The sequence below is a fragment of the Pseudomonas sp. BIGb0381 genome (genome assembly GCF_024809815.1).
Lineage (GTDB): Bacteria > Pseudomonadota > Gammaproteobacteria > Pseudomonadales > Pseudomonadaceae > Aquipseudomonas.
This window is the reverse complement of record NZ_JANUEN010000001.1, coordinates 892,805-908,495: the sequence shown is the minus strand read 5'-3', so window position 1 is coordinate 908,495 and position 15,691 is coordinate 892,805. Positions and strand designations below refer to the sequence as shown.

Below are 15,691 nucleotides of genomic sequence, written 5' to 3'. Positions count from 1 at the left end.
CCTGCGATGACCCATGGCTGACTCTGCTTTCTTCTGCCCCCTATCCCACGAAGGCGTTCTCGCCGTCCGCGGCTCCGACGCTGCCAAGTTCCTGCAGGGACAACTCACCTGCAACCTCAATTACCTGAGCGACACCCAGGCCAGCCTCGGTGCGCGCTGCACACAAAAAGGCCGCATGCAGTCGAGCTTCCGTATCCTGTTGCAGGGCGACGGCGTACTCCTGGCCATGGCCACCGAGCTGCTCGAACCGCAACTGGCGGACCTGAAGAAATACGCGGTGTTCTCCAAGTCCAAGCTCACCGACGAAAGCGCCGCCTGGGTGCGTTTCGGTGTGATCGATGGCGATCAGGCGCTGACCGGCCTTGGCCTTGAGCTGCCTGCCGAGACGGACAGCGTCGCCCGTACCGAACACCTGATCGCCATCCGCGTCTCCCCCGCCCGCGCCGAACTCTGGGTACCTGCCGGGCAAGCCGACAGCGTACGCAGCCAATTGGCCGCACAGCTGACACAAACCGATTTGAATAACTGGCTGCTGGGCCAGATCCGCGCCGGTATCGGCCAGGTCATGCCCCAGACCCGCGAACTGTTCATCCCGCAGATGCTCAACCTGCAGGCCGTGGGCGGCGTCAGCTTCAAGAAAGGCTGCTACACCGGCCAGGAAATCGTCGCGCGCATGCAGTACCTGGGCAAACTCAAGCGTCGCCTGTACCGCTTGAGCCTGAACGCGGCTGAAATGCCCGAGCCAGGCACCCCGCTGTTTTCCCCCAGCCACAACAGTGCGATCGGCGAAGTGGTGATTGCAGCAAAAGCTGACCAGGCGATTGAACTTCTGGCGGTATTGCAAGCCGAAGCTGCCGATAGTGGCGATGTGCACTTAGGCACGCTGGAAGGCCCCGGTTTGCAGTTGCTTGACCTGCCTTACACGCTTGACCGCGATCGTGAGATCCAGCGTTAGTCGCCGTATTTTTCTGCAACACCCTAGAGAGCATGAATGAGCAAACTGGCGGAAAAAATCCAACAGGCGTTGGTTAAGGCCATCGACAACGATGACCTGGTTCTGCCGACATTGCCGGAAGTGGCCCTAAACATCCGTCAGGCCGCTGAAGACCCGGAAATCAGCATCAGCCACTTGAGTAAAGTGATCGGCCGCGACACTGCGTTGTCGGCGCGCCTGATCAAAGTGGTCAACAGCCCGCTGTTGCGCGCCACCCAGGAAGTCACCGACCTGCACACCGCCATCACCCGGCTGGGCACCAACTACAGCAGCAACCTGGCCATCGGCCTGGTGATGGAGCAGATCTTCCACGCCCGTTCCGAGGTGGTCGAACAGAAAATGCGCGATGTGTGGCGCCGCAGCCTGGAAGTGGCGGGCGTCAGCTACGCCCTGTGCCGCAACCACAGCCAGCTCAAGCCGGACCAGGCAGCGCTGGGCGGCCTGGTGCATCAGATCGGCGTGCTGCCGATCCTGACCTACGCCGAAGACCACTATGAGCTGCTGTCAGACCCGGTCAGCCTCAACCACGTGATCGACAGCATCCACCCGGTGCTGGGCGACAAGTTGCTGAGTGGCTGGGACTTCCCGGAAATGCTGGCGAAACTGCCGGGCCAGTACCTGAACCTGGAACGCGACTCAGCCAGCCTCGACTACATCGACGTGGTGCAGATTGCCGTGCTGTATTGCCATCAAGGCACCGACCACCCCCTGGCAAAGGTGGACGTGTCCAGCGTGCCCGCCATGAAGAAACTGCGCGTTGACCCTTACAGCGAGAAGCTGCGCGCAGAGCTGGATGAAGCGCGCGCGATGTTCGATTGATCAACCCGCGATAAAACTCACCCGTACCTTCAACCCCGCCTGCTCGCCGTCATGCAGGCTGATTTGCGCCAGATGCGCGCGACAGATTTCGCCGACGATCGCCAGCCCCAGGCCTGAGCCCATGCCTTGCTGGCTGCGGCGGTAGAAGCGCTCGAACACCCGGTCGCGCTCATCCAGCGGAATACCGGGGCCGTCATCCTCGACTTCCAGTACCGCCGGCGCCGTCACCCGCAGGATCACGTTGCCACCCGGCGGCGTGTGCGCCAGGGCGTTGTCCACCAGGTTGCTCAACAGCTCGTTGAGCAGCGTCGGCTCGCCGCGCAACCACACCGGTTCATCCGCCTCCAGCGCCAGTGCCACGCCGCGCGCATGGGCCAACGGCGCCATGGCCATGCCCAGTTCACGGGCCAATTGGCTGAGGTCGAGCAACTGCGCGCCACCTTCGGCAATCGCCCGGGCACCGTTTTCGATGCGCGCCAGGGATAGCAACTGATTGGCCAGGTGGGTCAACCGATCGGTGCCTTGGGCCGCGGTTTCCAGGGTACTGCGCCAGGTCGCGGGGTCTTCGGCGCGCAGGCCCAGTTCCAGGCGCGCCTTGAGCGCCGCCAACGGGGTACGCAGTTCATGGGATGCATCGGCAATAAACTGCGCCTGACGCTCGAACTGGCCGCGCAGGCGTTCGGTAAAGTGGTTGAGGGAACGCACCAGCGGGCCGAACTCATGCTGCACCTCCACCAGCGGCAACGGCCGCAAGTCGTCGGGCTGGCGCTCTTCCACCGCCGTGCGCAGGCGCTCCAGCGGGCGCAAGGCGGCGCTGACGGCGAACCACACCAGCAACAAGGCGCCGATGGCGAGCATGCCCAGGCGCAGCAAGGTGTCGGCCATCAGGCTGCGGGCCATGCTCACGCGTGCTTCATCGGTTTCGGCCACGCGGATTTCCGCCATGCCGTTCATGTTCGGTTCGGAGACCGCCTTGAGCAGGCTGACCACCCGCACTTCCTGGCCTTGGTACTTGGCGTTGTAGAAACGCGCCAGCGCCGGGTAATCGTCGGTGCGCGGCGTGCCTGGGGGCGGGCCGGGGAGGTTTTCGTAGCCGGAAATCAGCTTCTGATCAATGTCATTGACCTGGTAATAAATGCGCCCGGCGCTGTCGTAGGCAAAGGTGTCCAGGGCGACATAGGGCACGTTGGCGCTGAGAGTCCCGTCCACTTGGGTCAGGCCGGCGGCGATGGTACGCGCCGAGGCCAGCAACGTGCGGTCATAGGCGGTGTCGGCCGCCTCGCGGCCGTTCCAGTAGGCACTCATGCCACTGGCGAGCATCAACAGCACCAGCAGCAGCGCCAGGTTCCACAACAGGCGCCAGCGCAGGCTGCTGGGCTTATGCATCGCGGGCTTCCAGCAGGTAGCCGAGACCGCGGAACGTCACGATGGCGATGGGGTGGCCATCGAGCTTCTTGCGCAGACGGTGCACGTAGATTTCGATGGCGTCGGGGCTGGCCTCTTCGTCCAGGCCGAACACCTGGGAAGCCAGTTGCTCCTTGCTCATCACCCGGCCTGGTCGGGCGATCAGCGCTTCGAGCACGGCTTGCTCGCGGGAGGTCAACGTCATCAGCTCGCCGCCCACGGTGAAACGGCGGGTGTCGAGGTCATAGACCAGCACACCGCAGGCCTGCTGGCGCTCGCCGCCCAACACACTGCGGCGCAGCAGCGCCTTGACCCGCGCTTCCAGTTCGGTCAGTTCGAACGGTTTGGCCAGGTAGTCATCAGCGCCGAGGTTCAGGCCATGCACGCGGTCCTTCACATCGCTGCGTGCGGTCAGCATCAGCACCGGCAGGTTTTTTCCACGCGCCCGCAAACGCGCCAGCACCTCGAAACCGTCCATGCGGGGCAGGCCCACGTCCAGGATGGCGACTGCGTAATCCTCACTGCTCAAGGCCAGGTCGGCGGCCACGCCGTCATGCAATACGTCAACGGTCAAACCCGTGCTCTTGAGCGCTTGGGCGACGCTTTCGGCGAGTTGCAGATGGTCTTCAACCAGAAGGACACGCATGGATTTCCACCTTATTCGGACGTGGTCGGCGCCACGCTTTGCCGGGCAGTTTACAGGCGCCGACTGCCCTGTGAAGCCTGAAAACATTGAAAGACCGCTGAAAGGTTAGTGAAAGCTTCGCCCTTTAGCATCAAGACACGGTAGGTCATGCCTGCCGAGCGACCTGATGGGTCGCGCCCGAAAAACGCCTCGAAGCGTTTTCGCCAAAATAAGAACAATAACGGAGTGCACCACGATGCTGTCGACACAGCCCCAGGCTTGCCCGCCTGTTCGTATTTCCCGCCTGACCCACACCGCCTTTGCCAGTGCCGCTGCCCTTGCCGGCTTTTCGCCGCTTGGCCAGGCTGCCTTCTTCGAAGACAGTAGCGCGACCCTGGAAACCCGCAACATGTACTTCAACCGCGACTTTCGCGACGGCACCAGCGCGCAGCAATCCAAGCGCGACGAATGGGCCCAGGGCTTCATGCTCAACCTGCAATCGGGCTACACCGACGGCACCGTCGGCTTTGGCGTGGATGCACTGGGCATGCTCGGGGTCAAGCTCGACTCCAGCCCCGACCGCACCGGCACCGGCCTGCTGCCCACCCACGACGATGGCCGCGCCGCCAACGAGTACTCCAAGCTGGGCCTGACCGGCAAAGTGAAGATTTCCGCCACCGAGCTGAAGATCGGTTCGCTGATGCCCGAGCTGCCGGTCCTCAAGCCCAACGACGGCCGCATCCTGCCGCAGACCTTCAACGGTGGCCTGATCACCTCCAAGGAATTCAAGAACCTGGTCTTCACCGGTGGCCGTCTCGACAAAGCCAAGGACCGCGACGACAGCAACTACGAAGACATCGCCCTCAACAACAAGAACAGCCGCTTCCTCAGCGGTGCCACCGGCAAGCATTTCAACTTCGGCGGCATCGACTACAAGTTCGCCGACAAGATCACCGGCAGCTACCACTTTGCCCAGCTCGATGACGTGTATCGCCAGCACTTCCTCGGCCTGGTCGCCGCGCGTCCGATGGGCCCCGGCACCTTCGCCACCGACCTGCGCCTGGCGCTCAGCGATGACACAGGCGCAGCCCGTGGCGGCAAGATCGACAACACCTCCCTCAACGGCCTGTTCAGCTATGCCCTCAATGGCCATAAGCTCAGCGCCGGCTACCAGCATATGTCCGGCGACAGCGCCTTTCCCTATGTGGATGGCAGCGACCCGTACCTGGTCAACTTCGTGCAGATCAACGACTTTGCCGACGCCGAAGAGCGCTCCTGGCAGGCGCGCTACGACTACGACTTCACCAAGCTGGGCATTCCCGGCCTGAGTTTCATGAGCCGTTACCTGTCGGGTGACAATATCAAGCTCAGGAACGGCGACACCGGCAAGGAATGGGAGCGCAACAGCGAGATCAAGTACGTGGTGCAAAGCGGCACATTCAAGGATGTCGCCGTACGCCTGCGCAATGCCACGTACCGCTCCAACTATTCAGCCCGTGATGCGGATGAAATGCGCCTGCTGGTCAGCTACAGCGTTGCGCTCTGGTAAGTAGTGCCTGGTAAGCCACTCATAACAACAACGACGGAGATCACCATGACCCCTTCACTGCGTAAATTTGCCCTCGCCGCCGGCTGCATGCTGTTCGCCGGCCACCTGCTGGCCGCCGACGAACCCAAGCGCCCGGAGTGCATCGCCCCGGCCTCCCCTGGCGGCGGTTTTGACCTGACCTGCAAACTGGCGCAAAGCGCGCTGGTCAACGAGAAGTTGCTGAGCAAGCCGATGCGCGTGACCTACATGCCAGGCGGCGTGGGCGCGGTGGCCTATAACGCGGTGGTGGCCCAGCGTCCTGCGGACGGCGGTACGTTGGTGGCCTGGTCCAGCGGTTCGCTGTTGAACCTGGCCCAGGGCAAGTTCGGGCGCTTCGATGAGAGCGCCGTACGCTGGTTGGCCGCAGTCGGCACCAGCTACGGCGCCATCGCCGTTAAAGCCGATTCGCCCTACAAGACCCTCGACGACCTGGTTAAAGCCCTGAAGAAAGATCCGGGCAGCGTAGTGATCGGTTCCGGCGGCACCGTCGGCAGCCAGGACTGGATGCAAACCGCGCTGATCGCCAAGGCCGCCGGGATCAACCCACGCGAACTGCGCTATGTGGCGCTCGAAGGCGGCGGTGAAATCGCAACCGCCCTGCTCGGTGGGCATATCCAGGTCGGCAGTACCGACATCTCCGACTCCATGCCGCACATCCTCAGCGGCGACATGCGCCTGCTGGCGGTGTTCTCCGAGGAGCGCCTGGACGAACCGGAAATGAAGAATATTCCGACCGCCAAAGAGCAAGGCTACGACATCGTCTGGCCGGTGGTGCGTGGCTTCTACCTCGGGCCAAAAGTCAGCGATGCCGACTACGCCTGGTGGAAGGAGGCCTTCGACAAACTGCTGGCTTCCGAGGATTTCGCCAAGCTGCGTGACCAGCGCGAGCTGTTCCCGTTCGCCATGACCGGCCCGGAGCTGGACACCTACGTGAAGAAACAGGTGGCTGACTACAAAGTGCTGGCCAAAGAGTTCGGCCTGATCCAGTAATCGCCCCTTCTTCCTTGCGCGGCCACGCCCTCCTCCACAGCGGGTGTGGCCCAGGAGTTCTACATGCTCTTACAACGCATTTTTGCCGCAGTGCTGTTGCTGGCCTGTGCCGGCCTGGCACTGATGGCCTGGCCGTATCAGGCGGCTTTTTCCTACGAGCCGGTGGGGCCTCGGGCCTACCCACTGCTGATGCTCGGGCTGATGAGCCTGGCGCTGATCTATATGCTGATCCGCCCGCAGCCGACCAAACATACTGAAGAAGAACCCGCGCTGGACCGCGCCACGCTGGTCAAGATCTGCATCTGCGTGGCGCTGTTGATCGTGTTTGCCGCCACCTTCGAACCGCTCGGTTTCATTCTCAGCAGCATGCTGATCGGCATCCCCATGGCGCGCCTGTATGGCGGCCGCTGGGTGCCCAGCGTGGTGATCGTCAGCCTGATGGCCATCGGTCTTTATCTGCTGTTCGATAAAGCCATGGATGTTCCGCTGCCCCTCGGCCTGCTCGACGTTCTGGAGAACTGATATGGATACTTTCGGCTATTTGGGCCAGGGCTTCGGCGTTGCACTGTCCCCCTACAACCTGGTGACCGCCCTGTGCGGCACCCTGATCGGCACCGTGGTCGGCCTGTTGCCGGGCCTGGGCCCGATCAATGGCGTGGCGCTGTTGATCCCCATCGCATTCGCCCTGGGCCTGCCACCGGAATCGGCGCTGATCCTGCTGGCGGCCGTGTACCTGGGCTGCGAATACGGCGGCCGTATCAGCTCGATCCTGCTGAACATCCCGGGCGAAGCCTCCACCGTGATGACCACCCTCGACGGCTACCCGATGGCCCGCAAAGGCCTGGCCGGTGTGGCGCTGTCGTTGTCCGCGTGGAGTTCGTTCATCGGCGCGTTTATCGCCACCTGCGGCATGGTGCTGTTTGCGCCGCTGCTGGCCAAATGGGCGATTGCCTTCGGCCCGGCGGAATACTTCGTGCTGATGGTGTTCGCGATTGTCTGCCTGGGCGGCATGGCCGGTGACAAGCCGCTGAAGACCTTCGTGGCGGCGCTGATCGGCCTGTTCCTTTCGGCCGTGGGCATCGACGCCAACAGCGGCGTGTACCGTTTTACCGGCGATAACATCCACCTCACCGACGGCATCCAGTTTGTGGTGTTGGTGCTGGGCTTGTTCTCCATCAGCGAGATCCTGTTGCTGCTGGAAAAAACCCACCGTGGCCAGGAAGCGGTGAAAGCCACCGGGCGGATGATGTTCAACCTGAAGGAAGCAGGTTCGGTGTTCGTGGTGAACATCCGTTGCGGCCTGCTTGGTTTCATCATGGGCGTGCTGCCCGGCGCGGGCGCCACCTTGGCCTCGGCCGTGGCCTACATGACCGAGAAACGCCTGGCCGGTGCCAGCGGCAAATTCGGCAAGGGCGACATGCGCGGCCTGGCTGCACCGGAAACCGCGATCGGCGCGTCCGCCTGCGGTGCCCTGGTGCCGATGCTGACCCTCGGCGTTCCCGGTTCGGGCACCACCGCCGTGATGATCGGCGCCCTGTCGCTGTACAACATCACCCCCGGCCCGCTGCTGTTCCAACAGCAACCTGACCTAGTGTGGGGCCTGATCGCCTCGTTGTTTGTCGCCAACATCATGCTGGTGATCCTCAACATCCCGATGATCCGCATCTTCACGCGCATCCTCGCCGTGCCGAACTGGGCGCTGGTGCCGGTGATCGCGATCATCACCGCGATCGGTGTGTACGCGGTCCACGCCACCACCTTCGACCTGTTCCTGATGGTCGGTATCGGTATCTTCGGCTACATCCTGCGCAAGCTGGACTTCCCGCTGTCGCCGGTGCTGCTGGGCTTTATCCTCGGAGGCCTGATGGAGCAGAACCTGCGCCGCGCGCTGTCGATCTCCAACGGTGCGCTGGAAATCCTGTGGTCGAGCCCGATCACCTTTGGCGTCTGGGTGCTGACCGCCATCATGCTGTTTGTACCGTTGCTGCGTATCTGGCGTAAACGTGCCCAACAGCGTCGTGCCGTGGCCGATGTCTGAGGTCACCTTTAAACATTGGTGGGGAACACCGCTGGTCGGTCTGGCCGGCGGTTACCTGGCCAGCCTGGTCGGCTGGCCTTTGCCGTACATGGTCGGCTCATTGCTGGCGATTATCCTCGTGCGTTGCCTCACGCCGTGGCAATTGGCGGAGATTCCCGGCGGGCGCAAATGCGGCCAATGGGTGGTGGGCATCGGCATCGGCCTGCACTTCACCCCGGTGGTGATCGAGCAGGTAATGAGCCACTTCGGCCTGATTTTCTTCGGTGCGCTGGTCACCAGCCTGTCGAGCGTGGTGGGCGTGTGGTTGATGCGCCGCAGTGGTGAAGACCGCGCCACGGCGTTTTTCTCCAGCATGCCGGGCGGTTCCGGGGAGATGGTCAACCTCGGCGCACGCAATGGCGCGGTGCTCAGCCGCGTGGCGGCCGGGCAGAGTTTGCGCGTGCTGGTGGTGGTGCTGTGTGTGCCGGCGATCTTCAAGTATTTGCTGGACGGCGGTGCGCCGCAGTTTCATCCGGCGCCGGTAAGTTGGGCGTGGCTGGCGGTGCTGTTTCCAGTCGGTGCTCTGGTGGCCTGGGGCTGGCAGCGCTTGCGTCAGCCTAACCCGTGGTTGTTCGGCCCATTGCTGGTCAGTGCCACGGCCAGCGTGGTGTGGGACCTGCATATCGGCCTGCCCGACGGTGGCAGCCAGATCGGCCAATGGTTGATCGGCAGCGGGTTGGGCTGCCACTTCAATCGGCAGTTCTTCCGTCGAGCGCCGTCGTTCATGGGGCGCACCTTGATCGGCACGGCCTTGACCATGGCGCTGGCAACGTTGGCGGCAGTGGGCTTGAGCGCTCTCACCCATCTGGACCTGCGCTCGCTGACCCTGGGCATGATGCCCGGCGGGATTGCCGAGATGAGCCTCACGGCCGAGACCCTGCAACTGTCAGTGCCGTTGGTGACGGCGATGCAGGTAATGCGCTTGTTGTTTGTGCTGTTCCTGGCGGAGCCACTCTTCCGGCACTGGAACCGGCAGCCATAACCCTTCTGTATCAAGGGCCCGTTCCGGGCCACTGACCATTGGTCGGCACTGTCATTTCTCACAGCTATCCACGCTGCCTGGGGCGGCGCTAAGTTGCTGAAACGACGAATGCGCAATCGACATTCCAGTCGTATCCCTCGTGCATGACAAAGGATTAGCTATCATGAGTCTTGATATTGATCTTAGTACCGATCTGCAATCCGCCCACCTTCCTGCCGTGACTCCAGCACCTCCGAATGCCGACGATGAAGACGAGCTGGATGTGGACCTGTCCGCCCCCCAACGCCTGCTCCCCCAATACTTCGCGCCCCCCCAGTCAACTCAAGACGTGCTGACCCCGGCAGACTTCGCCAGGGTGCCGTTTTCCAGCCTGCCCCTTTACATTCCGGGGCTGACATCCGGTGTTCAAGGCTTTGATGGCGGCATCAACAAAGCGGCACTGGAAGTACACCGTGAGGCGGGCCTGCTATGCATCCTCTTGCCTTACCTGGATATGGCTGATGGCGATTTCATCGAGTTGTTTTGCGTTGACACGGTCGTGCCGGCCGCTATCTACAACGTGACCAGTGATGATGTCGCAAAAGGCCGGGCAATTCCGCTCTATATCCGTCGTTCACGTCTGACCGACGGCACGGTCACCCCGGTGTTCATGAGGGCCACATTCACTGGAGGGGGCTCCGAAGAAACCACTCGGTTAAGATTGAAGGTCGATACCGTCCCGCCTGCTGGCCGTAATCCCATTGCCAGCACCCTGCAGAATGAAAACCTGCCCATGCCGGTATTTCCACAGGCAATCGTTGATTTCGGCGTGACCGATGCCGATGCGCAGCACGGCGTGCCCGTTACATTCAGGTTCTACCCGGTCGATGACGGCCAGCCCGCCAACACTTACCGCGTAACACGCGACCGTATTCGCCTGAGCATTGGCGGGGCATTTGCACCCATTCCGCCCCTCTCCGACGCCCAGGCGGCTGGCCGTGGCGATATCACCGTCACACTTTATTACGGGTTCTGGCAGCAAGTCGGCAGCGGTTCGCATGTGTGCGAATACGAGGTCATCGATGAAGTGGGCAACGCCTCTCAAGGATGGTCGCCGCCACAGTTGCTCAATGTCCGTCTCAACGATGGCGCCGAGCCCTTGCTGCCGGCGGCGTTTGTCCTGGAAGCACCCGCGGGCACGCTCAACCACGATGGACTCAATGGCGCGAATGCGAGCATCTTCGTATCCACTCCGTCTCCGAACTTCATGACCGGTGACATCGTGCGAGCCACCGTCGTGGGTCGTACGGTCAGCGGAAACCTCATTATCACCACGTATGATTCCCCGCCCCTGACAGCTCCCAGCTTTGTCATCATCCCTTGCCCTAACGAAGACTTGCGCAAGCTGATCGGAGGACGCTTCCAGCTGTCCTACGAACGCGTGCGCAGCGGCGTGCCGAACCGGCCATCCGAAAGCAGCATCGTGCAGGTGATCGGTACGCCCATCGAAACCGACCTACGTGCGCCCATCGTCATCGAAGCCAATGGGGATGTGATCGACCCACAACTGCTGGCTGTCAACGTCGAAGTGCTGGCATATGACGGTCGAGATCCGTTCGACCTGATTACCCTGATCCTCGACGGCACCTACGCCAATGGCAGTCGCTACTACAGGGAAATCGACAAGCCGGCGGGCACCGGCGCTATCCTGTTCCGACTCAACAACGGCCCCAACGGCGACATCGCCAAACTCGAAGGGGGCACGTTGCGGGTCCTCTATAAGGTAACCAACGCCGAGGGCAGCCGCACCTCGCTGGATGCGACGTACAACGTCGGCAGCCCGGTCGCCTCGTTGCCCGAACCTCTGGTAGAAGAAGCGCCCCCACCGCTGTATCAATTCGACCCGGCCGTGTCACTCGACGATGCCCAGATCCTGGTCAAGAGCAATCCCGACTTCCACGTAGGCGATACCGTCGTACTGCACTGCGAAGGCACTGCCCCCGGCGGTACCCAACCGCCAAAACGCTTCCCTATCCAAAGTTTCTGGGTCGGCCGCGACCTGCCCTTCACACTTGAACGCCGCTTCATTACGCCCAACCTGGGCCAGAGCATGCGCATCTACTACACCCGCGAACGCGATAACACACTGACGCGCTTCTCGCAGCCGGTGAACATGGGGGTCGGTTCCAGACTGCTGCTGCGCGCACCGACAGTCGTCGAGGCCACGGTGACAGGCACCGATATCGCCACGCTCAACCCACTGCACGTCCTGCCGCCGCGTCCAGAAATCGTGACCATCCGTGTGATCACTGACACGCTTCCACCGAGTGCGGATATCAAGGTGTACATCATCAGCAAAACGGGGGGCGGCTCGCCGGATATCCCGATTAAACCGGCACGGCCCGAACCCGGCGGAAACTACACCAGCTTTACCGTGCCCAACGACTTTGTCGGCATGTACCTGGGTGGGGAATGCACGGTGTTTTACAACCTGATTGAAATCGGCCAGACCAGCAAGTCCGATGACCTGACGCTGAAAATCGAAGCATTGGCGCCGCAGGAACTGGACCTGGTGACCATTCCAGAAGCGGTGGGCAACCAGGTGGAAACTGGCAAGCCCTATACCGTGCTGGTACAAGGATGGCCGTTCATGCGCCAGGGCCAGGCGGTTTGGATCGACCTGCTCAGCAGCAGTAATCTGGACTTACGGATCGCAGTGCCGGTCAGCGACGGGGAGTTCACGGACAAACGTATCCGGGCACCAATACCGGCCACTTACCTGCGAAGCCTGCATGAAGGTGACACGCTCAGAGCCCAGGCGCTGGTGTCGCTGGATGGCACCGGGTACAAGTTTTCGGCCACGCCGTTGACACTTTCGCCGGCGTACAGGGTGAAGAAGGCATCGGGAGTGGTTGAAGGGGCAATCGCGGTGGGCAACACGCCCAACCACCTCGCGCTGAGTTCTGATGATTCGACACTCTATGTGGCCAACTTTGGCAGTAAAACGGTATCTGTCATCGATACCGCTACACGTGAAGTGACACACACGATCTCGCTTGCAACGGCACCTCGCGGCATAGCCATTCATCCGAACGACCAAACCTTGTATGTCACCGTTGAAACGGCTTCGACGCTTGTCATTGAGACTGAGAACTTCCAGACCACCAAAACTATTAGTGGATATACTTCTTGTTCAGCAATGCGCCTGAACCCTACAGGCTCACGCCTATATGTAGGCAATGACTACTACCCTTTTACACAAGAAATCGAAACATCAACTAACACATCCGTGAAATATCTCTACGGCAGCTACTATTATGCAAATGCGATTACAACTAACCGCTCTGGCAGTCGACTTTACACAACGGGTTACTATGTAAGTGAGTTCAATCAATCTAACGGCACGCTTTTAGGCAGTTATCACAATGGATCTACAGAATCCAAAGGTATTGCCTACAGCCCTACTGAAGAAGTCCTCTACGTGACAACCTATGGTTCGACGCCTACCAATGGCACCCTTAATATACTTTCAGCAACGACCACCCCGCCCTCTCTTATCAAGAAGATCGAGAGCCTTCACCAGCCTTGGGGAATAGCATTTGCGCCAGCGGGGGATAAAGCCTATATGTGCCTGCAGGCAGACAACTCGATAAAAATCATCGATACAACAACCCGACTCATCACTGGAGAAATCAATACCACCACCCACCCGCTGGATCGTCCAAAAGAAATTGTTATCAGCTCTGATGGCGGGGTGGCGTACGTTGCCAATTCCGGAAACAACAATGTCATTATCGTCAGCCTTTAAGCCATAAAAAAATGCCCCCGTTCTTTCGAGCGGGGGCATTTTCTATTACCGGTACAGTTTGAACTGCCACCAAACCCTGGATTCACCGACTTAGAAATCGTACCGCAACCCCACGTTCACCCCATAAGGCTGCTTGATATTCTTGCCGACGCTGTGCTCCATGTCCGCATGCAGCTTCAGGTTCTGCGATACCGACATCGCCACACCCGCGCCGACCTTGAAGCGCGAGCCGGACAGGTCGTTGTTGAAGGCATTATCGTTAACGAACACCTTGTTGCTCTGGTCGAACTCATGGGCTACCGCAGCCTTCAAGTACGGTTGCAGCACACTGCCGCTTTCCAGCTGGATATTGCGCCCAACCGTGGTGCCCAATTCGGCAATCACCGTGCTCGAACGATCGCCCTTGGCATCCAGGTCATTGTCCAGCGTGTAGCTCTGGGCCTGAGTAATCACCGCGTCCACCTTGCCGTAAGGCTCGACGAAGAAATCATCGTCCAGCTTGATGTGCCGGCCGACTTCCGCCGATGCACCTACCGCGTTTTGCGTGTAATTGCCCTTGGCTTTCTTGCCGTCGCTCATAGCCACCTTGGACTCGTTGTGCAGGCGGTTGAACTTGAGCACACCGTCGAAGTAGAAGCCGCTCTCGGCATCCATCCAAGTGGCGTAGCCGCCGACGTAGTAGCTGTTAATGGTGGCACTGCTGCCTAGGTTCAGGTCCAGGTCCGAGCTGCTGTGACCGGCCATGGCACCGATCAACCACTGGCCATCGCCCCCCTCTACCGGTACATCGGCACCCAGGGTGAAACCACGTTGTGTCTGGTTGTAGCCCAGGCCGGTCGTGTCGTTGGACACCTCGTATTTGTTGCCATAGGCGCGGGTCCACAGGCCTGCGGATTTGCCGTCGCTGAAGCGCAACTCGCCCATACGGGTGCGCAGGGTAGTCATCTCGCCCAGCAACACGGTCGGCGCGGCGTTGAACAACGCCAGCACGGAGTTGGTGCTCGGGCTGATGATTTTGCTGTCCGGGTCGAGGTACCAGTCCTTGCTCTCGTTATCATCGATCAGGCTGTAGGAATAGGTGCCCACATCCACACGATCGCCCAACAGGCTGAACCTCGCGCCGCCATCGGCGGTATGCACCACATGCAGACGGTCATCGCGCAATGGGTCGGCGCCGCTGCTGGAGATCAACAGCTTGTGGTCACCCGACGAAGTACCGGTAACGTTGAGGAAGTCGCCGGTCAACGTGGAGAAATCCGCACTCATGTGGAAGGTGCCATTGCCCGACAGGTTGTCCACATCCAGTTGGTAGAACGTACCGGGGTCACCGAACTTGACGTTACCGCCGCTCAAAGACAGGTCGCCCAGTTGCTGGTTGTCGACCATCACCCACGTCGCGTCATTGTTGATGGCCAGCTTATCGACACTCTCCAGGCGGCCGGTAAGGATCGAGCCGTTGTCGAGGCCAACGCTGGCCGTGCCACCGTTGTTGATCACGTCGCCATTCATGATCGCGCGGTCCAGGCTCAAGTCCAGCACGCTCGCCGTGCCGACTTGAATGTTGCCGCTGAGGGCCGTGCTACTGACGCGCATGTCAGCGGAGCCGCCGTTGGTCAGCTCCAGCATATTGCCGTTGCCGCCCACCAGGGTAGAGCCGTTAGCGACGTTGATCTGGGTCCCTCCCGGGTAGTCCACCAGGATCGCCGCGCCCGTCTCACCCACCACGTCGGTGTTGTTGAGGGTCAATACGGAGGGGTTGTCCTGAGTCGGCAGGCGGTAGGCCACAATGCCGTTGGTGCCCCCGACGATGAGGCTGTTGTTGGCCGTCAGTTGACCGTCATACGACGACAACCCCGTCTTGCCGCCATAGACATTGGTGCGGTCCAGCATCAAGGTGCTGGAACCGTTGAGCAGGATGCCGTCGGTTGCGCCTTCAATAAAGCTGTTGCTGACCTGGACGCTGGAGCCTTGAGTGCTCAGGGAACCCACAATCATGCCGGCGCCGCCGGCACTGGAAATATAAGCCCCGTCAATGTTGGCCTGGCTGCCGTAAAGGGCAACACCCACCTCACCGTCGAGGGTCGTTTTCACTTGCCCACCGGTCATGTTGAACGTCGAGCCGTAAGCAGTAACGCTCACCATATCCGCGCCATTGGCGATCAACGTAGCATCGGTGACTTTATAGCGGTCACGCTGCGAGCTCTCATCGATAACCACATTCTGACCGGGATGAATATCCACAGCCAAGGCTTGTGTGGCGACCAGGGAAAACGGCATGACCGCCATTACCTTAATTGCAGTGGCGAGTCGTGATAAAGGAAAAGATGTTTCGTTACTCAAGGGTAGTACCTCTATTCGGATGACTGAATAAGCCAATCGATTACAGGACCATCGACTCAGGCTTTCAGAGGCGCAAAGAGTACGG

General features: G+C 60.9%; 11 protein-coding genes. 8 read left to right on the top strand and 3 right to left on the bottom strand.

Translation table 11 applies throughout. From position 1 onward, the window contains the following. The first annotated feature begins 13 nt into the window (after positions 1 to 13). Both M2397_RS04270 and M2397_RS04265 read left to right on the top strand, forming a co-directional pair. Positions 14 to 955, top strand: a complete 942-nt coding sequence (locus M2397_RS04270; RefSeq protein ID WP_131697114.1) for a folate-binding protein YgfZ — start codon at positions 14 to 16, stop codon at positions 953 to 955. Between the two features lie 36 nt (positions 956 to 991). Beyond that, positions 992 to 1,813: an HDOD domain-containing protein gene (locus M2397_RS04265; RefSeq protein ID WP_259242346.1), complete on the top strand. Its 822-nt coding sequence runs from the start codon at positions 992 to 994 to the stop codon at positions 1,811 to 1,813. On the opposite strand, the gene M2397_RS04260 is transcribed toward M2397_RS04265, so the two are convergent. Both M2397_RS04260 and M2397_RS04255 read right to left on the bottom strand, forming a co-directional pair. Continuing rightward, the gene (locus tag M2397_RS04260) at positions 1,814 to 3,199 is read right to left on the bottom strand and encodes a sensor histidine kinase (protein WP_131697116.1); all 1,386 of its coding nucleotides are present in this window, start codon (positions 3,197 to 3,199) and stop codon (positions 1,814 to 1,816) included. It abuts the gene before it with no gap. Then, positions 3,192 to 3,863, bottom strand: coding sequence for a response regulator (locus tag M2397_RS04255; protein WP_131697117.1), 672 nt, complete (start codon positions 3,861 to 3,863; stop codon positions 3,192 to 3,194). The genes M2397_RS04260 and M2397_RS04255 overlap by 8 nt, the downstream gene beginning before the upstream one ends. 235 nt (positions 3,864 to 4,098) lie before the next feature. On the opposite strand from M2397_RS04255, the gene M2397_RS04250 reads away from it, so the two are divergent. The 6 genes from M2397_RS04250 (at position 4,099) to M2397_RS04225 (ending at position 13,266) form a co-directional block, all read left to right on the top strand. Further along, positions 4,099 to 5,391 (top strand): OprD family porin, encoded by a 1,293-nt coding sequence (locus tag M2397_RS04250; protein ID WP_259242345.1) that lies wholly within the window; start codon positions 4,099 to 4,101, stop codon positions 5,389 to 5,391. A gap of 45 nt (positions 5,392 to 5,436) precedes the next feature. After that, positions 5,437 to 6,420: a tripartite tricarboxylate transporter substrate binding protein gene (locus tag M2397_RS04245; protein WP_131697119.1), complete on the top strand. Its 984-nt coding sequence runs from the start codon at positions 5,437 to 5,439 to the stop codon at positions 6,418 to 6,420. A gap of 63 nt (positions 6,421 to 6,483) precedes the next feature. Further along, positions 6,484 to 6,942, top strand: coding sequence for a tripartite tricarboxylate transporter TctB family protein (locus tag M2397_RS04240; protein WP_131697120.1), 459 nt, complete (start codon positions 6,484 to 6,486; stop codon positions 6,940 to 6,942). Position 6,943: 1 nt separating this feature from the next. Further along, positions 6,944 to 8,458 (top strand): tripartite tricarboxylate transporter permease, encoded by a 1,515-nt coding sequence (locus M2397_RS04235; protein ID WP_131697121.1) that lies wholly within the window; start codon positions 6,944 to 6,946, stop codon positions 8,456 to 8,458. Beyond that, positions 8,451 to 9,479 carry an AbrB family transcriptional regulator gene (locus M2397_RS04230; RefSeq protein WP_131697439.1) on the top strand — a complete coding sequence of 343 codons (1,029 nt, stop codon included), beginning with the start codon at positions 8,451 to 8,453 and terminating at the stop codon, positions 9,477 to 9,479. Before M2397_RS04235 ends, M2397_RS04230 begins: the two co-directional genes overlap by 8 nt. Before the next feature lie 163 nt (positions 9,480 to 9,642). Next, positions 9,643 to 13,266, top strand: a complete 3,624-nt coding sequence (locus M2397_RS04225; RefSeq protein ID WP_259242344.1) for a YncE family protein — start codon at positions 9,643 to 9,645, stop codon at positions 13,264 to 13,266. A 90-nt stretch (positions 13,267 to 13,356) separates the two neighbouring features. Here M2397_RS04225 and M2397_RS04220 read toward each other — a convergent pair whose 3' ends face one another. Next, on the bottom strand, positions 13,357 to 15,543 hold the full coding sequence (locus tag M2397_RS04220) for an autotransporter outer membrane beta-barrel domain-containing protein (RefSeq protein WP_259242343.1): 2,187 nt from the start codon (positions 15,541 to 15,543) through the stop codon (positions 13,357 to 13,359). Positions 15,544 to 15,691: the final 148 nt, after the last annotated feature.